The sequence below is a fragment of the Microbacterium sp. A93 genome (genome assembly GCF_051842835.1).
On the sequence record NZ_JBPXMT010000001.1, the window covers coordinates 205,233 to 229,049 of the forward strand.

The 23,817-nt window shown below is 63.3% G+C and carries 23 protein-coding genes and 2 tRNA genes; 15 read left to right on the forward strand and 10 right to left on the reverse strand.

The annotated features are described in order from the left end of the window. Window positions 1-67: 67 nt before the first annotated feature. Window positions 68-1,867 (reverse strand): DEAD/DEAH box helicase, encoded by a 1,800-nt coding sequence (locus ACSU1G_RS01015; RefSeq protein WP_439278044.1) that lies wholly within the window; start codon window positions 1,865-1,867, stop codon window positions 68-70. A gap of 49 nt (window positions 1,868-1,916) precedes the next feature. Beyond that, entirely contained in the window at window positions 1,917-3,617 is a 1,701-nt protein-coding gene (locus ACSU1G_RS01020) for a long-chain-fatty-acid--CoA ligase (protein WP_439278045.1), read from the reverse strand. A gap of 66 nt (window positions 3,618-3,683) precedes the next feature. Between ACSU1G_RS01020 and gatC the strand changes: the two genes are divergently transcribed. From gatC to ACSU1G_RS01060, 8 genes are all read left to right on the forward strand, one after another. Next, window positions 3,684-3,983, forward strand: a complete 300-nt coding sequence (gatC, locus tag ACSU1G_RS01025; protein WP_439278046.1) for an Asp-tRNA(Asn)/Glu-tRNA(Gln) amidotransferase subunit GatC — start codon at window positions 3,684-3,686, stop codon at window positions 3,981-3,983. Beyond that, window positions 3,980-5,497 (forward strand): Asp-tRNA(Asn)/Glu-tRNA(Gln) amidotransferase subunit GatA, encoded by a 1,518-nt coding sequence (gene gatA, locus ACSU1G_RS01030; RefSeq protein WP_439278047.1) that lies wholly within the window; start codon window positions 3,980-3,982, stop codon window positions 5,495-5,497. The genes gatC and gatA overlap by 4 nt, the downstream gene beginning before the upstream one ends. Next, the gene (gene gatB, locus ACSU1G_RS01035) at window positions 5,497-7,026 is read left to right on the forward strand and encodes an Asp-tRNA(Asn)/Glu-tRNA(Gln) amidotransferase subunit GatB (protein WP_439278048.1); all 1,530 of its coding nucleotides are present in this window, start codon (window positions 5,497-5,499) and stop codon (window positions 7,024-7,026) included. The genes gatA and gatB overlap by 1 nt, the downstream gene beginning before the upstream one ends. Window positions 7,027-7,080: 54 nt before the next feature. Continuing rightward, complete coding sequence (dinB, locus tag ACSU1G_RS01040) at window positions 7,081-8,337, forward strand: DNA polymerase IV (RefSeq protein ID WP_439278049.1); 1,257 nt, start codon at window positions 7,081-7,083, stop codon at window positions 8,335-8,337. Window positions 8,338-8,440: 103 nt separating this feature from the next. Beyond that, entirely contained in the window at window positions 8,441-9,253 is an 813-nt protein-coding gene (locus ACSU1G_RS01045) for an arginase family protein (RefSeq protein ID WP_439278050.1), read from the forward strand. 68 nt (window positions 9,254-9,321) lie between these two features. Continuing rightward, entirely contained in the window at window positions 9,322-9,663 is a 342-nt protein-coding gene (locus ACSU1G_RS01050; RefSeq protein ID WP_439278051.1) for a hypothetical protein, read from the forward strand. Next, a complete protein-coding gene (locus ACSU1G_RS01055) occupies window positions 9,647-10,228 on the forward strand; it encodes a hypothetical protein (protein WP_439278052.1) in 582 nt (193 codons plus the stop codon). Before ACSU1G_RS01050 ends, ACSU1G_RS01055 begins: the two co-directional genes overlap by 17 nt. A gap of 28 nt (window positions 10,229-10,256) precedes the next feature. Beyond that, window positions 10,257-11,144: a hypothetical protein gene (locus tag ACSU1G_RS01060; RefSeq protein ID WP_439278053.1), complete on the forward strand. Its 888-nt coding sequence runs from the start codon at window positions 10,257-10,259 to the stop codon at window positions 11,142-11,144. A 17-nt stretch (window positions 11,145-11,161) separates the two neighbouring features. Here ACSU1G_RS01060 and ACSU1G_RS01065 read toward each other — a convergent pair whose 3' ends face one another. From ACSU1G_RS01065 to orn, 6 genes are all read right to left on the reverse strand, one after another. After that, window positions 11,162-11,662, reverse strand: a complete 501-nt coding sequence (locus ACSU1G_RS01065) for a DUF2017 family protein (RefSeq protein WP_439278054.1) — start codon at window positions 11,660-11,662, stop codon at window positions 11,162-11,164. Further along, window positions 11,659-11,955 (reverse strand): ATP-dependent Clp protease adapter ClpS, encoded by a 297-nt coding sequence (gene clpS, locus ACSU1G_RS01070; protein ID WP_439278055.1) that lies wholly within the window; start codon window positions 11,953-11,955, stop codon window positions 11,659-11,661. Before clpS ends, ACSU1G_RS01065 begins: the two co-directional genes overlap by 4 nt. Continuing rightward, complete coding sequence (locus ACSU1G_RS01075; protein ID WP_439278056.1) at window positions 11,952-12,299, reverse strand: metallopeptidase family protein; 348 nt, start codon at window positions 12,297-12,299, stop codon at window positions 11,952-11,954. The genes clpS and ACSU1G_RS01075 overlap by 4 nt, the downstream gene beginning before the upstream one ends. A 27-nt stretch (window positions 12,300-12,326) precedes the next feature. Further along, window positions 12,327-12,956 carry a LysE family transporter gene (locus ACSU1G_RS01080; protein ID WP_439278057.1) on the reverse strand — a complete coding sequence of 210 codons (630 nt, stop codon included), beginning with the start codon at window positions 12,954-12,956 and terminating at the stop codon, window positions 12,327-12,329. Window positions 12,957-13,053: 97 nt separating this feature from the next. Then, a tRNA-His gene (locus ACSU1G_RS01085) sits at window positions 13,054-13,129 on the reverse strand. A gap of 36 nt (window positions 13,130-13,165) precedes the next feature. Beyond that, window positions 13,166-13,792: an oligoribonuclease gene (orn, locus tag ACSU1G_RS01090; RefSeq protein ID WP_439278058.1), complete on the reverse strand. Its 627-nt coding sequence runs from the start codon at window positions 13,790-13,792 to the stop codon at window positions 13,166-13,168. A 52-nt stretch (window positions 13,793-13,844) separates the two neighbouring features. Between orn and ACSU1G_RS01095 the strand changes: the two genes are divergently transcribed. Beyond that, window positions 13,845-13,916: transfer RNA gene (locus ACSU1G_RS01095), tRNA-Arg, on the forward strand. Between the two features lie 259 nt (window positions 13,917-14,175). Here ACSU1G_RS01095 and ACSU1G_RS01100 read toward each other — a convergent pair. Beyond that, the gene (locus ACSU1G_RS01100) at window positions 14,176-14,868 is read right to left on the reverse strand and encodes a TetR family transcriptional regulator (protein ID WP_439278059.1); all 693 of its coding nucleotides are present in this window, start codon (window positions 14,866-14,868) and stop codon (window positions 14,176-14,178) included. Window positions 14,869-14,945: 77 nt separating this feature from the next. On the opposite strand from ACSU1G_RS01100, the gene ACSU1G_RS01105 reads away from it, so the two are divergent. Together ACSU1G_RS01105 and ACSU1G_RS01110 are read left to right on the forward strand one after the other, a co-directional pair. After that, window positions 14,946-16,244, forward strand: coding sequence for a glycosyltransferase (locus tag ACSU1G_RS01105; RefSeq protein ID WP_439278060.1), 1,299 nt, complete (start codon window positions 14,946-14,948; stop codon window positions 16,242-16,244). Window positions 16,245-16,371: 127 nt separating this feature from the next. Beyond that, window positions 16,372-19,317 carry an InlB B-repeat-containing protein gene (locus ACSU1G_RS01110; RefSeq protein ID WP_439278061.1) on the forward strand — a complete coding sequence of 982 codons (2,946 nt, stop codon included), beginning with the start codon at window positions 16,372-16,374 and terminating at the stop codon, window positions 19,315-19,317. A gap of 512 nt (window positions 19,318-19,829) precedes the next feature. Here the strand turns inward: ACSU1G_RS01110 and ACSU1G_RS01115 are convergent. Then, window positions 19,830-20,099: a hypothetical protein gene (locus ACSU1G_RS01115; RefSeq protein ID WP_439278062.1), complete on the reverse strand. Its 270-nt coding sequence runs from the start codon at window positions 20,097-20,099 to the stop codon at window positions 19,830-19,832. A gap of 194 nt (window positions 20,100-20,293) precedes the next feature. Between ACSU1G_RS01115 and ACSU1G_RS01120 the strand changes: the two genes are divergently transcribed. From ACSU1G_RS01120 to ACSU1G_RS01135, 4 genes are all read left to right on the forward strand, one after another. Further along, window positions 20,294-20,869: a single-stranded DNA-binding protein gene (locus ACSU1G_RS01120; protein WP_439278063.1), complete on the forward strand. Its 576-nt coding sequence runs from the start codon at window positions 20,294-20,296 to the stop codon at window positions 20,867-20,869. Window positions 20,870-20,953: 84 nt separating this feature from the next. Continuing rightward, window positions 20,954-21,451, forward strand: coding sequence for a DUF6993 domain-containing protein (locus ACSU1G_RS01125; protein WP_439278064.1), 498 nt, complete (start codon window positions 20,954-20,956; stop codon window positions 21,449-21,451). Window positions 21,452-21,619: 168 nt separating this feature from the next. Then, entirely contained in the window at window positions 21,620-23,299 is a 1,680-nt protein-coding gene (gene ettA, locus ACSU1G_RS01130) for an energy-dependent translational throttle protein EttA (protein ID WP_439278065.1), read from the forward strand. Next, window positions 23,292-23,810 carry an acyl-CoA thioesterase gene (locus ACSU1G_RS01135; protein ID WP_439278066.1) on the forward strand — a complete coding sequence of 173 codons (519 nt, stop codon included), beginning with the start codon at window positions 23,292-23,294 and terminating at the stop codon, window positions 23,808-23,810. Before ettA ends, ACSU1G_RS01135 begins: the two co-directional genes overlap by 8 nt. Window positions 23,811-23,817: the final 7 nt, after the last annotated feature.

Here is a 23,817-nt window from a genome sequence, read left to right on the forward strand (position 1 = left end):
GTGAGAACGAGGTGTTCTCACGGCGTTTCGGGACTGGCATCCGAAGCTGTGCTCGGGCCCAGTGTGATCAGTCCTTGTGGCGCGGCTTGCGGTCCGAGCGGTCGGAATACGACGGACGGTCGCGACGCTCGTAGCTGCCACCGGTGTCGCGACGGCTGGGAACCCCACGGTCCGCCTTGATCTCGATCAGGCGACCCGAGATCCGGGTGTCCTTGAGCTTGGTGAGAACCGACGGGTCGAGGTTTGACGGCAGCTCGACGATGGTGAAGTCAGGCTTGATGGCGATAGCGCCGAAATCGTCGCGGCCCAGGCCGCCCTCGTTCGCCAGCGCGCCGACGATCTGACGCGGTTCCACCTTGTGACGACGCCCGACCTCGATGCGGTAAGCAGCGTAGTCACCGCGACTGCGGCGCTCTGTGCGTGGGCCTGTTCCTCGCTCTGGACGGTCTCCCGAGTCCCGACGCGGGCGGTTGTCGCGCTCGACGGCAGCGGTCAGCGGGTCGTTCGCAGGATCCAGCAGCAGCGGGGTCTTGCCCTGAGCGACGACCGCGAGAGCCGCGGCGACATCTCCCTCAGGCACATCGTGGTTGCGTACGTAGTGCGCGACGATGTCGCGGAACGCCTCGATGCGGGCGGTCTCCGCGAGTGCTGCCGTGATGCCATCGTCGAAGCGCGCCAGTCGAGTGGTGTTGACGTCGTCCGTGCTCGGCAACGTCATCTGCGCCGGAGCCTGACGGGTGGCCTTCTCGATGCTCTTGAGCAGGTAACGCTCGCGCGGCGTGATGAAGCTGATCGCGTCGCCGGTGCGACCTGCGCGGCCGGTGCGACCGATGCGGTGCACGTACGACTCAGTGTCGGTGGGGATGTCGTAGTTGACGACGTGGCTGATGCGCTCAACGTCGAGACCACGCGCGGCGACATCGGTCGCGACGAGGATGTCGAGCTTGCCTTCCTTGAGCTGGTTGATGCTGCGCTCACGCTGCACCTGTGCGACGTCACCGTTGATGGCGGCGGCAGAGTATCCGCGCGCACGCAGCTTCTCGGCAAGAGTCTCGGTTTCGTTCTTCGTACGGACGAAGACGATCATTCCATCGAAGTTCTCGACCTCGAGGATGCGCGTGAGCGCATCGACCTTCTGCTGGTACGAGACGATGAGGTACCGCTGAGTGATGTTTGTGCTCGACGCGGTCTTCGACTTGATCGTGATCTCTTCAGCATCCTGCAGATACTTCTGAGCGAGGCGGCGGATCTGCGGCGGCATCGTCGCGGAGAACAGTGCGACCTGCTTCTCGGCCGGCGTCTGAGCAAGGATCTGCTCGACATCCTCGGCGAAGCCCATCTTCAGCATCTCGTCGGCCTCGTCGAGAACGAGGTACTTCAGCTCAGAGAGGTCAAGGGTGCCCTTGGCGAGGTGATCCATGATGCGGCCGGGAGTACCGACGATGACGTGCACGCCGCGGCGAAGCGCCGACAGCTGGACGCCGTATCCCTGTCCGCCGTAGACGGGCAGCACGTGCACGCCCTTCATCTTCGAGGCGTACGACTCGAAAGCCTCACACACCTGCAGCGCGAGCTCACGGGTCGGAGCGAGAACGAGGGCCTGGGGGATCTTCTGTGAGATGTCGAGACGCTCCAGCACCGGCAGCGCGAAAGCGGCAGTCTTGCCCGTTCCAGTCTGCGCCATGCCGACAACGTCGCGTCCACCGAGCAGAGTCGGGATCGTCGCTGCCTGGATGGGGGATGGGGTCTCGTAACCGAGGCCGCGGATTGCCGCGAGGACGGGGCCGGTGATGCCTAGTTCCTCGAATCCGGGGGTCGTTGGGGATTCGTCGGTGGGCTCGCTCAGCGCTGCATCTTCAGGGGTCACTTCCAAAGGGTAGCGCCCCGAGATGACGCTTGTCTGTGAAGACGCACTCTTAGGCACTTGTGGTGAGCGCGATGAGCTTTTCCTTCACCTGTCGGCGCAGCACCTTGCCGATGATCGACTTGGGCAATTCGTCGACGACGAAGATCCGACGTGGCACCTTGTACGGAGTCAGGATGCTGCGCGCAAACTCCCTGATCGACGCCTCATCCAGCTGTGCGCCGGCGTCGAGGACGATCGCGGCGACGACCTCTTCGCCCGAGTGATCATCGTGCAATCCGACCACAGCGGCATCTGCCACGGACGGATGCTGGCGCAGAGCGTTCTCGACTTCAGTGGGCGCGACGTTGAAGCCGCCGGTGATGATGAGTTCCTTGATGCGATCAACAATCCGCAGAAACCCGGCCTCATCGATCGTGACGATGTCGCCGGTGCGGTACCAGCCGTCGACGAAGGACTCCTCGGTGGCCTCCGGCTTGCCGTAGTAGCCCAAGAACACCTGCGGGCCGCGGACGACGAGCTCACCAGGCGCTCCAGGCTCGACATCCTGCGTGGGGTTGTCTGGGTCGACAACGCGGCACTCGGTGCCTGGCAACGGCAGGCCAATCGTTCCGGGCACGCGGCTCTGTGCCACGGGGTTTGCCATCAGTACGGGGGAGCACTCGCTGAGTCCATAACCCTCGACAAGGAAACCTCCGGATGCTTCTTCGAAAGGAACGACGAGTTCGTGCGGGAGCGCCATCGCACCGGAGATCGCCACGTCGATGCCCCGTAGCGAGATGCCTTTCGCCTCGGCGGCCGCGAGCAACCGTTCCGCGATCGGGGGAACGAGAGGAAGAAAGGTCGCCGGATGCTTCTTGACTACCTCGAGCACCATGTCTGGGTCGAATTTCGGGAACAGCACCAGGCGGGCACCCATTGACATCGCAAATGTCAGGCAGAGGGTGAGGCCGTAGGCGTGGAACATGGGGAGCACTGCGTATACGACGCAACCGTGTCCGCGCTGGATCGATGGGACCCAGGCCTGTGCCTGTGCTGCATTCGAGAGCAGGTTGCGGTGGCTGAGGGAGGCGCCCTTGGGGTTTCCCGTCGTGCCAGAGGTGTACTGGATGATCGCGAGGTCGTCCGTGTCCGGCTTCGGATGTGAGGAAGGCAGGGGAGCAGAGCGGACGACCTGCTCCCAGTCGATCGCGCCGCGCACCTTCTCGGTGAGAGCGGCGCGTGACACCCGGGCCTTCGCGATCGGCAGCTTCAGTGCGATTTGCGTGAAGAACGGCATCGCCTTGGTGATGTCGACGGCGATCAGGGTCTTCATCGTAAGGTCGGCGGGGAACTCCTGCACCATTCCCACGACCTTGTTCCACACGATCGCGTGCTTTGCCCCGTGGTCTTCGAACTGCTTGCGGAGTTCGCGAGGCGTGTAGAGCGGGTTGTGCTCGACGACGACAGCGCCCAACCGCAGCACCGCGTAAAAGGCAATGATGTGCTGCGGGCAGTTCGGCAGCACGATCGCGACCGGATCTCCGGCTCGGATGCCGAGGTCCCGCAGCCCCGCTGCCGCGCGCTCGATCGCATCCTGCATCTGGGCGTACGTCGTCTCCTGGCCAAAGAACTGCAGGGCGACAGCATCCGGATAGTCGCGAGCTGACGCCGCAACGATATCGATGAGTGAGCCATCGACAGGGGCGAGGTCTTCTGGAACGCCATCGGCGTAGCTGGCGACCCAGGGGCGAGGGGGATCGAACGTCGTCATGCCGACCAGCCTATGGGGAGCCTCGGGGCGCGCGGGGGATCCGACGCGGCGAACTAGACTGGGGTGGTGTCTGAAATCACCCCTGAGCTCGTGCGCCATCTCGGCGTGCTCGCGCGCATCCAGCTAAAAGACGACGAGGTGACGCGGCTCACGGGCCAGCTCGACGCCATCGTCGACAACATCGCGAAGGTGTCGGAGGTTGCGACCTCCGATGTGGTGGCCACGAGCCACCCGATTCCGCTTGCGAACGTCTTCCGTCCCGACGTGGTCGGCGAGACGCTCACGCATGAACAGGTGCTGCAGAATGCGCCGGATGCCGTGGACGGCCGGTTCCGCGTGAGCGCGATCTTGGGAGAAGAGCAGTGAGCGACATCATCCGTTGGACGGCCGCCGAACTCGGAGACAAGCTCGCCGCAGGCGAGGTCTCCAGCCGCGAAGCCACCCAGGCGCACCTGGACCGCATCGCAGCCGTTGACGGCGATGTCCATGCTTTCCTGCACGTGAACGAGGGCGCGCTGGCTGCCGCCGACGCCGTTGATGCACGACGCGCCGCAGGCGAGAAGCTCGGCCCCCTCGCTGGTGTTCCGCTCGCCATCAAGGACGTCCTGGTCACCACAGATCAGCCCACGACGAGCGGCTCGAAGATTCTCGAGGGCTACATGTCGCCCTACGACGCCACCGTCGTCGCGCGTTCGCGTGCCGCCGGCCTCGTGCCGCTGGGCAAGACCAACATGGACGAGTTCGCGATGGGCTCCTCCACCGAGCACTCCGCATATGGTCCTACCCGCAATCCATGGGATCTGGATCGGATTCCCGGTGGCTCTGGCGGTGGATCCGCTGCCGCCGTCGCCGCATTCGAGGCGCCGCTCGCGCTCGGCTCAGACACGGGCGGCTCTATCCGCCAGCCCGCCCATGTGACCGGCACGGTCGGCCTGAAGCCGACCTATGGTGGCGTCAGCCGCTACGGTGCGATTGCGCTGGCATCGAGCCTTGACCAGGTGGGTCCCGTCACACGAACTGTTCTCGACTCGGGGCTCCTGCACGACATCATCGGCGGTCACGATCCCAAGGACTCCACCTCACTGACCGACGCCTGGCCGTCGTTCGCGGATGCTGCGCGTGAGGGCGCCCGCGGAGATGTGCTCAAGGGACTGAAGGTCGGCGTCATCAAGGAGCTGCCGGATTCGGGTTTCCAATCCGGCGTGGCGGCATCCTTCCGCGCCTCTCTCGACCTCCTTGAGGCGAACGGTGCGGAGATCGTCGAGATCTCCACCCCGCACTTCGAGTACGGTGTCGCGGCGTACTACCTGATCCTGCCCGCCGAGGCATCCAGCAACCTGGCGAAGTTCGACTCCGTGCGCTTCGGCATGCGGGTCACACCCGACGGTGCCGCCACCGTAGAAGACGTGATGTCGGCGACGCGTGAAGCCGGCTTCGGCGATGAGGTCAAGCGCCGTATCATCCTCGGCACGTATGCACTCTCAGCCGGGTACTACGACGCCTACTACGGCAGCGCGCAGAAGGTTCGCACGCTCATTCAGCAGGACTTCGACAATGCCTTCGCGCAGGTCGATGTCATCGCGACACCCTCCGCGCCGACCACAGCGTTCAAGATCGGCGAGAAGATCGACGATCCGCTGCAGATGTACCTGAACGATGTCACCACGATTCCGGCGAACCTCGCCGGTGTTCCCGCGATTTCGATCCCTTCGGGTCTTGCAGATGACGACGGCCTGCCCGTCGGCATCCAGTTCATCGCTCCCGCGCACCAAGATGCTCGTCTGTACCGTGTGGGTGCCGCGCTGGAGACCGCGCTCGTAGATTCGTGGGGCGCACCGTTGCTGACCCGAGCTCCCCAGCTCGCAGGAGGGAACCGCTGATGGCTGCGGCAAAGCTGATGGACTACGACAAGGCCCTCGAACTGTTCGAGCCGGTGCTCGGCTTCGAGGTGCACGTCGAACTCAACACAAACACGAAGATGTTCTCGGATGCGCCGAACCCGGCGAACGAGAAGTATCACGCCGCAGAGCCGAACACGCTGATCGCCCCGGTCGATCTCGGTCTTCCCGGCTCGCTGCCGGTCGTGAACGAGACGGCGATCCGCTCATCGATCAGCCTGGGCCTGGCGCTCGGCTGCTCGATCGCAGCATCCAGCCGTTTCGCGCGGAAGAACTACTTCTACCCTGACCTCGGTAAGAACTACCAGATCTCGCAGTACGACGAGCCGATCGCGTATGAGGGATCCGTCGTGGTCGAGCTCGAGGACGGCACGCTCGTGACGATTCCGATCGAGCGCGCGCACATGGAGGAGGATGCCGGAAAGCTCACCCACATGGGGGGCGCGACCGGTCGCATCCAGGGCGCTGAATACTCGCTCGTCGACTACAACCGTGCCGGCGTCCCGCTGGTCGAGATCGTCACGAACATCATTTATGGCACGGAGCACCGCGCTCCTGAGGTCGCGAAGGCGTACGTCTCCACGATCCGTGACATCGTGCGGAGCCTCGGCATCTCTGAGGCGCGTCTGGAGCGGGGAAACCTTCGCTGTGACGCGAACGTCTCGCTGCGCCCGCGCGTAGCGGAGGGCGAGGAGCCCGCACCGCTGGGCACCCGCACCGAGACCAAGAACGTCAACTCGATGCGATCGGTGGAGCGTGCTGTTCGCCACGAGATCCAGCGCCAGGCGCAGATTCTCGCCGACGGCGGTACGATCACCCAGGAGACGCGCCACTGGCACGAAGACACCAGCACCACGTCGCCCGGTCGCCCGAAGTCGGACGCGGATGACTACCGGTACTTCCCAGAGCCTGACCTGCTGCCAGTGCAGCCCGCGGTCGAGCTGATCGAGGAACTGCGTGCAGCGCTTCCCGAGCAGCCGGTGGCGCGTCGCCGCCGATTGAAGGTGGAGTGGAACTTCACCGATCTCGAGTTCCAGGATGTCCGCAACGGCGCCCTGATCGACGAGGTCGAAGCAACGATCGCCGCGGGTGCGACACCCGCCGCCGCACGCAAGTGGTGGACGGGGGAAATCTCTCGTCTCGCGAACACACAGGACAAGGATGCCGCCGGCCTCATCACGCCGGAGAACGTCGCCGCCCTGCAGAAGCTCATCGATGAGGGGACCCTCACCGACAAGCTGGCACGCCAGGTGCTCGAAGGCGTCATCGCCGGCGAAGGCACGCCGCAGCAGGTCGTCGACGCTCGTGGCCTCGCTGTCGTCTCGGATGACGGGGCATTGATCGCCGCGATCGACGAAGCCCTGGCTTCTCAGCCCGATGTGCTCGCCAAGATCAAGGACGGCAAGGTCCAGGCCGCCGGCGCCGTGATCGGCGCGGTCATGAAGGCGATGAAGGGTCAGGCCGACGCCGCCCGCGTGCGCGAGCTCGTCCTGGAGCGCGCAGCGCAGTAACGTCTTGTTCTCGCTGACGCCCCCGGTGTCGGTGGCGTCAGCGAGAATGGAATCATGGGGCGCGGAGACGGACGAGGCAGGCTTGTCTCTCCCGACGGAGCGGACGACACCGGCACGCGCATCCTGCATGTCGATATGGATGCGTTCTACGCGGCCGTCGAGGTGCTCGATGATCCGTCGCTGCGCGGGCTGCCGCTGATCATCGGTGCGCCCGATGGCAGGTCTGTCGTGTCCAGCGCGTCCTACGAGGCGCGTCAGTACGGCGTACGTGCAGCGATGCCGGTCAGCCAGGCGATGCGCTTGTGCCCGAGCGCAAAGATCGTCATGCCTCATTTCGAGCGGTATCAGGAGATCTCTCGTCAGGTGATGGCGGTTTTCGAGTCGATCACGCCGCTGGTCGAGCCGCTGTCGGTGGATGAGGCATTCCTCGATGTGCAGGGCGTGCGACGACTGTGGGGGAGTCCAGGCGAGATCGCTCGGCTCGTTCGTGAGCGCGTGCAGGCCGAGGTCGGGATCGTCTGCAGCGTGGGGGTTGCGGCCACAAAGCATGTGGCGAAGATGGCGTCGACGATCTCAAAGCCGGACGGGCTGCTGATCATCGCTGCCGCCGACACTCTCGACTTTCTCTCACCACGCTCGGTACGCACGATGTGGGGTGTCGGACCGAAAGCAGCGGAAGCTCTTGAGGCGCGCGGCATCCGCACCATCGGAGACGTCCGTGAATCTCCACCGGACGTGCTCGACCGTGCGGTTGGCCGCGCCCTCGGTGGCCGGCTTGTTCTGCTGTCTCGTGGCCAGGATGCACGCGCTGTCGACACCGAACGTGTCGAGAAAAGCATCGGGCATGAAGAGACCTTCGACGAGGACGTCACAGACCGAGAATTCCTGCGCGCCGAACTCCTGCGCCTCGCCGACCGTGTGGCGGCCAGGCTTCGGCGAGCGGGGTGGGAGTGCGCCACGGTTGCGATCAAGATCCGCTTCGACGACTTCACGACGTTGAGTCGTTCCCAGACTCTGGCGGAGCCGACCTCGGTCGGCCAGCGCATCGGCGAGGCGGCTCAGACGCTCTTCGAATCGATCGACCGTCGCGACCCCGTGCGGCTCGTTGGCGTGCGCGCTGAGAAGTTGCGGCCGGCAGGAGGCGCGGCGTTCGCCCTCTGGGATGAAGACGAGCACTGGCGAAAGGTCGAAGGTGCTTTGGATGACGCACGAGCACGCTTCGGCAACGCCACGATCACGCGCGCCCGTCACGTGGGCCGCGGTGATGGGCGCGGTGCGCCGCGGCATCCCAAAGCCCACGGCCTCGACTGACGCTCACGACGCGGCCACTTCACGCAGTGTAACGATCGCCTTATGGACCCGTACTGGACGTAGCATGGCCGGTGATCGGCGGCAGTTTTCGGAAGGAACAGACATGACGCAGGATTTCGGGATCATCATCTCGCAGGGCCGCGTTGCGGACCGCACGGATGGCGCATTGAGAGGAGCGCGCGCGGCCGGCGAGGCGCTGAGCGCATACCTCGATCGCCCCCCGGTCGTCGTCGGGACGCCGTCTCCAGGCACGGTGGATGACTGGACTGTCGCGCTTCCCGCCGCGCGGCAGACGCTGGAGGGCCTGCGGGATGCCGTCACCGCTGTACTGGATGCCGGTCAAGTACCTCTGCTTCTGACCAACACGTGCGCGGCGAGCCTGGGAACACTGCCGACTGCCGCAGCCCGTTACCCCGGAGCGGTCGTGCTGTGGATCGACGCACACGGAGACTTCAACACACCTGCGAGCACCGAATCCGGCTATCTCGGCGGAATGGTCCTCGCGGCCGCATGCGGGCTGTGGGACAGCGGCCACGGCGCAGGTCTGAACCCAGAGCAGGTCATCGTCGTGGGTGGACGCGACATCGACCCGACTGAAGCTGACTTACTGGCAGAAGCCGGCGTTCGCGTGCTGTCCCCGATCGAAAGCACACCCGCACGCGTGGCGGAACTTGTAGCCGGCCGTGAAGTGTGGATCCATGTGGACTGGGATGTGCTCGAGCCGGGGTACATCCCCGCGGCCTACCGTGTGCCGGACGGGCTGCTGCCGCATCAGGTTGCTGACATCTTCGCGGCGCTCCCGGTGGATCGCGTCAGGGGAGTGGAGCTCGCCGAATTCGAGTATGGCGCGCCTGAGGTGCCGTCGCCGGTCAGCGTCGAGCTCATTCTCGAGACGTTCCAGGGTCTGCGGCGCTGAGTGTAGGTAGACACAAGTCATCCTGGATTGACTGCAACTTTGTTGGGTCTCTGGGATAGCGTGGAACCATGCCCAACATCGCAGTGGAACTCGGAAAACAGGCCGCCTCGTTCGGGGTCAAGAGCGCTTACGGTGAGCCGCAGGATGTCGACGGCGTCAGCATCACTCCTGTCGCGCTGACGATGTCGGGATTCGCTGGCGGTGCCGGTGGTGCCGGCGATGGTGAAGGCGCAGGCAACGGTGAAGGCGGCACAGGTGGAGGCATCTCTATTCCCCTTGGCGTATATGTGCGTCGCGAAGAGGGCCTGCGTTTCGAGCCGAACCTGGTGACGCTGCTTGCGGTCGGGATTCCGTTCGTCTGTGTCGCAGGCAGGGCGCTCGCACGCGTGATCCGTGCCCTCAAGAAGTAACGACCCCGTCGCGCAGGTTCTACAGCGTGCTGCGGCAGGCATTCTCGATGCCGTGGTCGCCGTCGCCGCATCGAACCCCGTCGTTCTGATCGATGGCAGAGCCGGCGCGGGAAAATCCACCCTGGCACGCATAGTGGCAGCGAACTGGCCCCTTGCTGGTCGTCCGCAGCTCATCGCCCTGGACTCGCTGTACCCCGGCTGGGACGGACTCGACGCCGGCGTTGAACGTGCCCTGCATGACATTCTTCGCCCGCACGCCAGGGGACTGCTGAGCACCTGGCGCCGATGGGACTGGGAACAGGAGACCGAGGCAGAAGCCAGCGCTGTCACACCCGCTCTCGGGGTGATCCTCGAAGGCTGCGGTGCGCTTAATCCCGCTACGGCGCGTATTGCCGACGTGCGCGTGTGGGTGGAATCACCAGAGGCGCCTCGAAAGCGCCGTGCGTTCGAGCGTGACGGAGACGGGTTCCGTCCGCATTGGGATCGCTGGGCAGTGCAGGAGCAGCGCCACATCGAACGCGACGATCCTCGTGCTCTCGCCGATATCACCATCACTGTCCCGTAGCGATCGCTGCGCGCTTTAGGGTGGATGGGTGAACACCTCTCTCCCTGACCTCGGATTGCTGCTGGACGTCGACGGCCCGATCGCGAGCCCTGTCACCCGGGCGATCAGCATCCCTCAGATCATCACGGACCTCGTCGCATTGACCGCTGCCGGCGTGCCGATCGCGTTCATCACCGGCCGATCCTCAGAGTTCATTCGCGAGCAGGTGATGACGCCGCTGTTCGCCGCTGGACTCGCCGACGCCCTCGAGCTGCCGACGTCACGCATGTTCGGGGTCTTCGAGAAGGGCGGGACGTGGGCTGAGGTCAACTCCGCAGGCATGGGGGAGGTCGTGATCGACCGCGACGTGGCATTTCCGGATGCGGCGATCGACAGCATCCGCTCCCTTGTGGCGGAGCGATTCAGCGACACCATGTTCTTCGACGAGACCAAGCGCGCCATGATCTCGGTAGAGCAGCGCACAGACGTCACCGCTGCGGCATATCGCTCTGCGCAGGGGCCGTTTCAGGATGCCGCGTTCGCACTGCTCACCGCCATGGGCCTCGGCCTGCGCTACGGTTCGCTGGAGCATGCGGATGCCGCGGGGGATGTGCCGTTCCGCATCGATCCGACGATCATCTCCACGGATATCGAATCGGTGCGACTGGACAAGGACACCGGTGCGCGGCGCGCGCTGGAGCACTTCGCAGCCGCGGGCGACCTGCCGCGCACGTGGCGCACCGTCGGAGACTCTCGCAGCGACTACAAGATGGCGGACCAACTGCATGCGGATGGCTTCGACGTGGCGCACGTTGACGTGCGCCCGGCAGATGGGATCTTGGACCGCCCGTATGAGATCGTCACGGAGGGGGATCTCATCCACGACGAGGCCGGAGCCGCTCTGCTTGCGTACTGGCGGGACAAGCTCGGAGTCTGAGCTGAGCTGGACTCAGATCAGATCAGCGCGTCCGCGGCGTCGATGAGCGTATCCAACCGGTAGCCGAGCCAGTCGTAGACACCGCGCCGCGGGTCTTCATCGTCGATGGTGTCTTCGTGGGCGATGCCGAGGCGGGCCGCGATCACGAGTCGTAGCGCCGTGAGCGTGCGCATCCACGCGTCGATTTCGCTTTCCGGGATGATGACCTGGTGGGAGGCGAGCACTTCGTCATCTTCGAGGTCGGAGGGGTCGACGGCGAATGAGAAGAGTGACGCGCGCACCACGGCGGCGTCGGCCGAGCGGCGATCCAGGAGTTCTTCGCGGGTCACCGCAGTGAATGACTGAGCGGCCTCAGCGTCGTCCGGGTACGGATTCGGCGTGAGCCTTGCGAGCCCTGGGTCATGTGGCCCGTCGCCCATGATCTCCGTCGAGAGCAGTTCTCGGAACTCGTCCAGAAGATTCACCAGATGTGTTCCCTCGATGGATGAGAGGGGTACCAGTAGCGCCTCTTCGCTCATGACGGCACCTTTCGAACGGTCGCCCAGAGGCCATAGTCGTGCATAGCCTGCGCATGAACTTCCATGGTCTCGCGAGGCCCGGTGGCCACGATCGCGTGTCCATCGTGGTGCACGGCAAGCATGAGCTGAGTGGCCCGATCCATTGAGTACCCGAAATAGGTGCGGAAGATGCGAACCACGTAGTTCATCAAGTTCACTGGATCATTCCAGACGACAACCTCCCAGGGCTCGAGAGGTGCGGCCTGCAGATCGATAACATCCTCGATGTCAGGCGTTGCTACCGGTGTGCTCATGCCCACCCCATCTCGTGCAGTTGCGTGTCGTCGATGCCATAGAAGTGCGCGATCTCATGCACCAGGGTCGTGTGCACCTCATCGCGCAGCTCCTCTTCGTTCTCGCACTGGGCGAGGTGCGGTTCGCGGAACACCACGATGCGGTCGGGAAGTTCTCCCATGCCGTACTGCCCGCGTTCGGTCAGTGCGAGACCGTCGTAGAGGCCCAGGATGCCGAGGCTGCCGTCTTCCGGGCGGTCTTCAACGACAAAGACGACGTTGTCGAGTCCGTCGACCATCTCATCGGGCAGCTGATCGAGCTCGTCTATGACGAGTTCCTCGAAAGCTGTAGCATCCATCTCCATCACTGCCCAGCCTATTGCCCCGTGAGGTCAGTGGATGAAAAGCAGCAGGGCGGCTACAGCGAGGAAGAGGGCACCGAAAACGACGTTGAGAGCACGCTGCCCGCGTGCGGTGTGAGTGACGCGTCGGAACGGCTTCGCCGCTGTCGCGTAGAACCCCCACATCACGATGACGTCGACGAGGATGACTGTGATCACCAGGATGAGGTACTGCGGGAGTGCGGGCTGATCCACGCGAATGAACTGCGGGATGAAGGCGAGGAAGAACACGATCGCCTTCGGATTGAGCAGGTTCACCCAGAAGCCGCGTCGCATCATCGACCAACGGCTCTGCCTGAGCGGCGGCGTACTCTCTTCACCTTCCACGTCTGGGGCCGTGCGAGCGAAGATCAAACGCAGTCCGAGGTACGCGAGATAGGCGGATCCTGCGTAACGGATCACGTTGAACAGGAGGGGAGAGCTGGCAACGATCAGCCCGACCCCGGCCGCGACGATGACGACGTGGACGATGAGAGCGACTTGCAGTCCAACGACTCCCCAGAAGGAGCGTCGCCAGCCCACGGCAAGTGAGTTCGACATCGTATTGATGGCCCCGGCTCCTGGAGTGAAGCTGATGATCACGGATGCTGTGAGCAGGGAGAGCCAGACCGTCAGAGTCACGTATCGATCCTAGGTTGCGGGGACGTGGAGACCGGCAGGATCGATCGAGCCAGCAGAAACACAGAATGCCCGGGGGATTTTACCCGGGCATTCGTATTGGGGTGGCTAACGGGGCTTGAACCCGCGACCCCCGCGACCACAACGCGGTGCTCTACCAGCTGAGCTATAGCCACCATGTGCCTGCCGAAACAGGCAACCAGACAAGTCTATTACACGTCTGAGGTGAACGACGACACGGTGCGCTCGGAGATCGCGCGTGCCTCGTCACTTGTGGGCCCGGGCTCTGGAACGAAGACTGCTTCGCGGTAGTACTGCAGTTCGCGGATCGACTCCAGGATGTCTGCGAGGGCGCGGTGCCCGCCGTTCTTCTCCGGGGCCTGGAAGAAGACGCGCGGGTACCAGCGCCGGGAGAGTTCCTTGATGCTGGAGACATCGACGTTGCGGTAGTGCAGCCAGTTGTCGATCTGCGGCATGTACTTCGCAAGGAACATGCGATCCGTGCCAATGGTGTTGCCGGCGAGGGGCGCCTTGCGCTCAAGGGGCACAAACTTTTTGATGTACTCGAGAGTCTGCGCCTCGGCATCCGCCAGCGATACGCCCTGTGGAATCTCTTCGATCAGGCCGGATGTCTCGTGCATCTTGGTGACGAAGTCATTCATGTTCGCCAATGCGGCGTCGTTCGGTTTGATCACGACCTGGAAGCCGGGGTCGAGTATGCGCAGTTCGAAGTCGGTGATGACGACCGCGATCTCGACAAGCTCATCTGTCGCGAGATCAAGACCGGTCATCTCGCAGTCGATCCAAACAAGTCGGTCGTTGTCAGACGCAGATACCATGACCCCATTCTACTGAGGGCGTGGACATTGCCCTGATATCGTAGAGATGTACGCCTTCGTAGCTCAGAGGAAGAGCAACGGCTTTCTAATCCGTCGGTCGCAGGTTCGATTCCTGCCGGGGGCACTTAATATGCGATGTTCGAAACTGCGACACGGTGTACCGTGGCGCAGTTTCGTTCTCGTCTTCCAGACTGCCTCGGCGTTCAGTCCAGGCGATCGCTTCGAGTTGTACCTCGGGCTCGAGAATTACGTTGAAGGGCTTGGTCGGAGTCGCGTGGTGTCGCGGCCTGCGGCTGCGAAGCAAACGGGAGCGCACACAATAACGGCTTAGTCTCCCTATTCCTTGAGTGTTGTGGGTCGGACTCTACCGAGTTGGGTGCAACCTAGCGTGACTCGTGGGACCTGTCCGGCTGCATTGTCGCGCTGGCGTCGTCGGCAAGGAGCACTACCGAGCGCACGAGCCATGCCTCGTAATCGACCTGACTCCAGCACGCGCCGAGCACAAGCTGGTTATACCCCTCGGGCGACAGCAGGAACGAAACCGCGTCTGCGAGTTGCTCACGCGATGTCGCCACGAAGGCGAGCCGGCGGCTGCACAGTTCATCGACGAGGATCAACATGTCGGTGTGGCGGCGACGCTGAAGCGCGGCGAGGTCGGTGCCGAGGATCGTGTCTGAGGCGGCGGCAGACAGCAGTGCAGACCAGAGAAGGCTGCTACGTCTGTTCGACTCGGCAACAAAATGCACGATGCCTACCAGGAAGCGATCGTTGTCGATGTCGGCAGTGATTTGCGCGACCGGATCATGGTCAGCGAGTGAATCTAAGCCTTCACTCCCGGCGAAGCTGTGCTCGAACGCGGCCAGCAGCAGCTGCCGCTTTGGCCCGCCAAGCTTCACTGTTTCGAGTGAGACTCCCGCTTCCTGCGCAATGTCAGCAAGTGAGGTGCCAGCGTAGCCCGCGACTGCAAACTGTCGAGCTGCGGCGTCAAGTATCCGCAATCGTGTCTCGGCGGCCTGACCCGTGCGCAACTCGGAGTGATAACGGCGATTATTAGGTCGTGGATTTTCGCCCACCATATTGACTAACCTCTCAGGGTAGTGAATACTTTCGTGAGGCCAGACTACCCTGACCCGATACTTTTTAAGGGCCACGCATGAACTCGATCCTCATTTGCAGCACCCCAGTGCACGGCCACGTTACGCCATTGCTCGCCGTCTCCCGATACCTCGCGCAGCAAGGCCACCGGGTGCGCTTCATGACCGGGCGTCGCTACGCAGACGCCGTGCGCAGTACCGGCGCAGAGTTCGTTGCACTGCCAGACGAAGCAGACTTCGACGACAGTGACATGAATGCTGCCTTCCCTGGCAAGGCGGGAAAGTCTGGGGTCGCCGGGATCCGCTGGGACGTGAGCAACATCTTCTTGAAGCCTGCGCCCGCTCAAATCCGTGCGGTCGATGAGGCGATCAAGCAGGAACAGGTTGATGTGATCCTCATCGAGAACATGTTCATCGGCGCGGTCGGGCTCCTGGCGCGACCCCGCGAAGAGCGCCCTGCGATCGTGAACCTCGGGATCATCCCGCTCGGCGTGGAGAGCGTCGATACGGCACCGTTTGGGCTCGGGATCCTCCCCAAGCCCGGCGTGCTCGGGCGGATCCGGAACGCGGCACTTGGCATGCTCACAGAAAAACTCATCTTTGGTGGCGTGCAGCGGCAGGCCGAGAAGATCATCTTGGATGCCACAGGGAAAAAGCTCGACGGGTTTTTCATGGCGGGGGCGTCTCGGGCTGACGCGATCGTGCAGTTCACAGTTCCCGGGTTCGAGTACGATCGCAGCGACCTCCCTGACACCGTGCATTTTGTAGGCCCCATGTCGCGTGTCACGAAGAGCGACGGGGAGTTGCCCGAATGGTGGTCAGAGCTCGACGGCTCTCGCCCGGTTGTGCACGTGAGTCAGGGCACGATCGCGAACACTGACTACGACGAGCTCATCACCCCAACCATTACGGCGCTCGCTGATGACGACGTACTCGTCGTCGTGAGCACGGGCGGGCGTCCGCTTTCGACACTGCCGTCGCCGCTTCCCGCGAACGTGCGGGCAGCCGAATACCTGCCACACGACCGACTGCTGCCGCTCACCGACGTGTACGTCAGTAACGGCGGCTACGGCGGCGTGCACTACGCCCTCGAACACGGGGTGCCCCTCGTTGTTGCGGGCATGACTGAGGACAAAGCCGAAGTCAGCGCCCGGGTTCAGTGGGCTGGTGTGGGTGTGAACCTCCGCACGAACAAGCCCACCCCTGACGCGGTCGGTGTTGCAGTGCGGCGGGTACTCGCTGATCCCAGCTATGCCGAACGCAGCCGAGCGCTCGGCAAAGAAATCGCCGCATCGAGCGGGCTCGCCGGGCTCGAAGCTGTCCTCGAGACACTCACGCCGAAACTGGTGTCTGAATGAGTGCGATCAGGGGTGCGCAGCCGAGCTTGGTGGCACACAACCCACCCAGCGTTGGATCTGCTGCCGGCCCCGCTACGCATTTCGCCTACGCCACTGAACAGTCACAAAGATCAAGGACGCAGACTCAGTGAACACCGCCACACCACGCACGTTCACCACGAAGTTGTTTCGCGCACCGGTCATGGTGGCGCTGGTAGCACTGATCGCCTCGGTCGGTCTCGTATTCACAGCGGCCCCAGCACACGCAGCCACTGTCGACGACACCCAAAACGGAATCAGCTACTCCGCCGATAACACCAATGTTTCAGCCGGGGCAACCGTCACCGACTACGACACGGGTGCCGGAGCAGTTGTCGACATCCCCGAGACGGTCACCATTGACAGCACCACGTATGACGTCACCAGAGTCAAGGCCTGGGCGTTCTCCAACAACCTACTGACGTCGGTAACGATCCCCGATTCAGTCACCACAATCGGCCACGAGGCGTTCTTCAGTAACCGACTGACGTCGGTGACGATCCCCGATTCAGTCACCACAATCGGCCTCCAGGCGTTCGCCAATAACCTGCTGACGTCGGTGACGATCCCCGATTCAGTCACCACAATCAGCGTGGGGGCGTTCTACGTCAACCTGCTGACGTCGGTGACGATCCCCGATTCAGTCACCACAATCGGCAGCGCGGCGTTCTTCGGTAACCCTTCTCTCGCCGAGATGCGGTTCACTGGCCCGACGCCCACATTGATTGCGGGCGCTGCTGACTGGTTGGGGGACCCGGCGGAGGTCAAGGTGTACTACCCGAAGGCTCACGAATCAGTCGAGAGTGGTCCCGGATACACCACCCCTAAGTGGTACGGCTACAACACCTACCCCTATTTCACGGTTTCGTTCGACGCGAATGGTGGCGACGGCACAATGCCGCCCCAGGAGAATGCCGCTGCCCCCATAGCGATTACGCCAAATAGCTTCACCCGTGCCGGGTACACCTTTGCCGGTTGGAACACCACCACGAATAACACCGGCACCTCATACGAGGACGGTGGAGTGTACGGCTCGGTGCTCCAATCTGACCTCACCCTGTACGCAATATGGGCGCTCAGTGACTACGCGATCACGTATGACCTTGACGGCGGTGTTGCCGGTACACCAGCGAACCCGACAACGTACTCGATCACGTCCGATGCGGTGACCCTCACCGACCCCACCCGGGAGGGATACACCTTCACTGGTTGGGAAGGCACCGACCTCACCGAACCGACTTCGCCGGTGACTATCGCAACGGGATCTACTGGTGACCGCTCCTACACCGCGACCTGGGTGGTCAGCGACTACACGATCACCTATGACCTCGATGGTGGTGTTGCGGGTACTCCGGCAAACCCGGCAACGTACTCGATCACGTCCGACCCGATGACCCTCACCAACCCCACCCGCGAGGGATACACCTTCACTGGTTGGGAAGGCACCGACCTCACCGAACCGACTTCGCCGGTGACTATCGCAACGGGTTCTACTGGTGACCGCTCCTACACCGCGACCTGGGTGGTCAGCGACTACACGATCACCTATGACCTCGATGGTGGTGTTGCGGGTACTCCGGCAAACCCGGCAACGTACTCGATCACGTCCGACCCGATGACCCTCACCAACCCCACCCGCGAGGGATACACCTTCACTGGTTGGGAAGGCACCGACCTCACCGAACCGACTTCGCCGGTGACTATCGCAACGGGATCAACAGGTGACCGCTCCTACACCGTGACCTGGGCGGTCAATGACTACACGATCACCTATGACTTTGGTGGCGGTGTTGCCGGCACTCCAGCGAACCCGGCAACATACTCGATCACGTCCGATGCGGTGACTCTCGCCAATCCCACCCGCGAGGGATACACCTTCGCTGGTTGGGAAGGCACCGGCCTCGCTGGCCCAACCTCCTCGGTAACGATCGCTACGGGTTCAACTAGCGACCGCTCCTACACTGCGGTCTGGGCGGTCAATGACTACGCGATCGCGTATGACTTTGACGGTGGTGTCGTAGGGACCCCGGCAAACCCGGCAACGTATTCGGTCACGTCGGACCCGATAAGCCTCACCAATCCCACCCGCGAGGGATACACCTTCACTGGTTGGGAAGGCACCGACCTCGCTGACCCAACCCCCTCGGTAACGATCGCTACGGGTTCAACAGGTGACCGCGCCTACACCGCGGTCTGGGCGGTCAATGACTACACGATCACCTATGACCTCGATGGTGGTGTTGCGGGTACTCCGGCAAACCCTGCAACATACTCGATCACGTCGGACGCGGTGGCCCTCACGAATCCCACCCGCGACGGGTACAGGTTCACTGGTTGGGAGGGGACCGGTCTCACTGAGCCGACTTCGTCGGTGACCATCGCTACGGGGTCCACGGGTGACCGCGCCTATACCGCGATCTGGGTGGTCAGCGACTACACGATCACCTATGACCTCGATGGTGGTGTTGCCGGCACTCCGGCAAACCCTGCAACGTACTCGATCACGTCCGACCCGGTGGCCCTCACGAATCCCACCCGCGACGGATACAGGTTCACTGGTTGGGAGGGGACCGGTCTCACTGAGCCGACTTCGTCGGTGACCATCGCTACGGGGTCTACAGGTGACCGCGCCTATACCGCGATCTGGGTGGTCAGCGACTACACGATCACCTATGACCTCGATGGTGGTGTTGCCGGCACTCCGGCAAACCCTGCAACGTACTCGATCACGTCCGACCCGGTGACCCTCACGAATCCCACCCGCGAGGGGTACAGGTTCACTGGTTGGGAGGGGACCGGTCTCACTGAGCCGACTTCGTCGGTGACCATCGCTACGGAATCTATGGGTGACCGGACGTATACCGCGACCTGGGCCCTCATCCCAGTCAAAGACCCCTCCGGGGCCACGCCGCCGAAAGCCCCTGCAACAGCGCCAACTCCTGGAGGGCTAGCCATGACAGGTAGCGACTTAGGCTGGGGGTTGCTCGCAGGAGTCGCCGCGTTGCTCGTGGGCGCTGCAATCATGATTCTCGGCACGCGACGACGCAACACGTAACCTCACGGGCACACCGCGGCTCTGCCCCAGCACAGCCTGAGGCAGAGCCGCGGTGCCGAGCCGCACTGTAGGGCGGCCACATGATGTGCGGCGCACGTAGTCCTCGTGCGTGAATCAACCAGGAAAAGCACTCCCAAGTAGAGCGCCCGCGCCTGTTCAAAAGCGTCCGCGTCCAACCCTTGCCGCCGGACCCATGGACCTGTACTACGAAGGTGGCGCATCACTGACTCGCGATGCAACCCCACCTCAAGACCGACCTGGCGGGCACTCATTCCGGCCTCATGCAACTCGACCATTTGAACGACGATTTCTAGGGTGACAGAGGTTTGAACCCTCCCAACCGACTCAATGACTCGCCCTCGAGAGTCTGAAATAGGCGTCCGTGCACCTACCTTACGTACCATCGGTATCCCCGAACTCGCGAGTGAAATCAACGATTTCAATGCGCGTGACGAGCTTCGAACGTCATCCAGCCAGGACACCACAAAGATCATCCATTGCGCAGCGGGGGATCACCCGTTGCGTAGTGCCTGCACGGCGTCGTCAGCTCGCCAGAACTCGCCGATGAGGCGGAAGACACCGGTCGCAAGGTGCAAGCGCTCGGCGCGGTAGCGCAGCCCGTGGGGATCTGCGACCAGCCGCAGGTGGCCCTTGATGCTGCCCGCCGCGTCTTGCACGCGCCAGAGATGATCCGATGCACGGACAAGCTGTTCGCGCTTCGAAGAGATCTGGGGCGTTGCGTACGGCACCTCGGGCAAGTGTTGAGTCAGTGTGTCGGACATCGGGTTCTCCTTTCGTCTCGAACATATGACCGACCTCCGACATTGTCCGGGCTCCGGGGCCGCGTCCTTTCCTGCACTGACCAGCAGATTGGGTGACTTCTCCACTGAACGTGGTTTTCGGGCCCCGGACAGGCCGTCGCAGAGAGCACGCTGTTGTGATCCGGGCGCGTCCCGGGCAAACAGAGGAGACCGAAATGAACGACACAGTGACGATCCTTGGCCGTGTGGGCGCAGATCCGAACCGGAGTGCGACGAGCGTCGGAGATTCGATCGTGAATTTCCGTGTTGCCAGCCCGCAGAGCAGGTACGACGCGAAGTCGCAATCATGGATCGAGACCGGCACCAACTGGTACAACGTCTCCGCGTTCCGCCAGCTCGCCGACCACGCGAAGGCCTCCCTGCGCCAAGGCGATGGCGTGATCGTGACCGGCCGGCTCAAGCTTCGCGAGTGGGAGAGCGGCGGACGTAAGGGGATGAGCGCGGATATCGACGCCGAGGCCATCGGGCATGACCTGCGCTGGGGTGCGAGTGCCTATATCAAGGCGAACAGTGCGACGCCCGCGTCACGGCCCGTGCCGAACGAGAACGCCCTCCCGCCCGCTGACGATTCCTCGTCCGACGAGCCAGCCGATCCTGACGAGTCGGCCACAGCAGCCTTTGAGGGGGCAGAGGGCGTAGAGGGGGCAGAGGGAGTCGAGGCTGAAGAAGGCGCAGACCATGAAGAGTCGGAGATGGCATTCTCAGGCGATTCATGGACGTCACGCCAGTGAATTCGTGGTGAAGTTCCGGCCGGTCCTGGCGCCGGCGAGCGGCGCCTGGGAAGGGATGACGGGGTGCGCCCCTAAGATCGGAGCGTGCCCCGTCGAATCCTCACCGCCCGCCGTCGCTCCGTCATCGCCACATCGATGCTGTTGGCCGGACTCGCGCTGGCCGCATGTACATCCGAGGCCACGCCAGAGCCCGAGGACACCACGACCAGCGCTCCTGCGCCAACCGCGTCGTCGACGCCCGAGGGCCCTACCTTTCATATCGACGGCACCGCTGAAGACAACCTTCCGATCTTCACTGCGGTTGTTGAACAGGTCTCGGCGTCGCCGGAAAACGCCGCTGGCCGGGCATACATCGACGCCCTCGTCGCAGCAGGGTTTGACCGGGCCGGTATGCAGGTCACTCAGGATGCAACGACGGTGGGGAACCCTGCCGAGAGTCTGCAGTTCTCGGTGCGCTGGGGCGACGACCTCTGCCTCATCGGGCAGGTCGGTCCGTCGACCGGTGCACCGGTCACCGCGATCATGGATCAGCTTGCCGAAGGGCGTTGCCTCATCGGCAACACGCGCTCGATCGACTGGTGAGTCACAGCCGCTCGATCGGGATCGTTGGCGGCTGGGATCGTCGGTGCGTCACGCTCTGACTGTCGGGTGAGTGCTGCGCCGTTCCCGGGTAGGCTGGAGGGAGACTTTCGTGCCGTATTTGTGGCACAGCATCCGATCCAATTCTGACCAGTAAAGGTGTTCAACGGCATGGCAGAGTACATCTACTCGATGGTTCGTGCACGTAAGGCCGTGGGCGAGAAGCTCATCCTTGACGACGTGACGATGTCCTTCCTCCCCGGAGCGAAGATCGGTATGGTCGGCCCGAACGGTGCCGGTAAGTCGACGATCCTCAAGATCATGGCAGGCCTCGACATCCCGTCAAACGGTGAAGCCAAGCTCTCCCCGGGGTTCACTGTCGGCATTCTGTTGCAGGAGCCCGAGCTCGACGAATCGAAGACTGTCCTGGAGAACATCCAGGAGGGCGTCGCGATCAAGGCCAAGCTCGACCGCTTCAACGAGATTTCTGCAGCGATGGCCGATCCGGATGCGGACTTTGACACGCTCCTCGCTGAGATGGGTGTGCTGCAGGAAGAGATCGACGCCGCTGATGGCTGGGACCTCGACTCCCAGCTTGAACAGGCCATGGATGCTCTTCGCACTCCTCCTGGAGATGCTGAGATCGCTCCTCTCTCTGGTGGTGAGCGTCGCCGGGTCGCTCTCGCCAAGCTGCTGCTGCAGAAGCCTGACCTGCTGCTGCTTGACGAGCCCACCAACCACCTTGACGCCGAGAGTGTGCTCTGGCTGGAGCAGCACCTGAAGGACTACAAGGGTGCCGTCATCGCGGTCACTCACGATCGGTACTTCCTCGACAATGTCGCAGAGTGGATCGCCGAGGTCGACCGTGGCCGTCTGATCGGCTACGAGGGCAACTACTCGACTTACCTGGAGAAGAAGGCGGAGCGCCTCAACATCCAGGGCAAGAAGGACCAGAAGCTCGCGAAGCGACTCAAGGACGAACTCGAGTGGGTACGCTCGAGCGCCAAGGGACGTCAGACGAAGTCGAAGGCGCGTTTGGCTCGCTACGAAGAGATGGCCACGGAGGCGGAGCGGACTCGGAAGCTTGACTTCGAGGAGATTCAGATCCCCGCCGGTCCCCGCCTCGGCAGCCTCGTTATCGAAGCGAAGAACCTCAAGAAGGGCTTCGGCGATCGCACGCTCATCGAAGGCCTGAGTTTCAACCTGCCTCCGAACGGCATCATTGGAATCATCGGCGCCAACGGCGTCGGTAAGACCACGCTGTTCAAATCGATCGTTGGTCTCGAGTCGATCGACAGCGGCGAACTCAAGATCGGTGAGACGGTCAAGATCAGCTACGTCGACCAGTCACGCTCAAACATCGACCCGGACAAGACGCTGTGGGAGGTCGTGTCAGACGGTCTCGACATCATGATGGTCGGAAAGGTCGAAATTCCTTCCCGCGCATATGTCTCCAAGTTCGGGTTCAAGGGCCCTGACCAGCAGAAGAAGGCCGGCGTGCTCTCCGGTGGTGAGCGCAACCGCTTGAACCTGGCGCTGACGCTGAAGGAGGGTGGCAACCTGCTACTGCTCGACGAGCCCACCAACGACCTTGACGTTGAAACCCTGAGCTCGCTCGAGAACGCCCTGCTTGAGTTCCCCGGCTGCGCCGTGGTCATCACTCACGACCGGTGGTTCCTCGATCGCATCGCCACGCACATCCTCGCGTACGAGGGCACGGACGAGAATCCGGCACAGTGGCACTGGTTCGAGGGCAACTTCGAATCGTACGAGAAGAACAAGATCGATCGCCTTGGTGCCGACGCCGCGAACCCGCACCGTTCGACGCACCGCAAGCTGACGCGTGACTGATACGCCCAACGAGGCGGGCGTTTCGACAGTGTCGGCGCCCGCCTCGCGCATCTCCATTCCGATCCAGCTGCGCTGGGGTGATCTTGATGCCTACAACCACGTCAACAACACCTCGATGCTCAAGCTCCTGGAAGAAGCGCGCGTGCGGGCCTTCTGGGCGCCGGATGAGGGCGAAGACGCACCACCCACCGCCGTGTTGCAGGCCGGGATCGCGTCGGGCACGCTGTCGCTTATTGCGCGCCAGGAGATCGAGTATCTGGCGCCGGTGCCATACCAGCGCCGCCCGCTCGACGTGCAGCTGTGGTTCGGCAAGATCGGCGGCTCCAGTGTCGACGTCTGCTACGAGGTGTTCAACGACCCTGCGAACGCGACACGAGTGCTGTACGCGCGCTCAACGGCCGTGCTTGTGCTCGTCAATGCCGAGACCGGACGCCCGACCCGCGTGACTGCAGAGATGCGCGAGGCGTGGGCGCCGTACATCGACAAGCCGAACACTTACGCACACCGCTGAGCCTGGT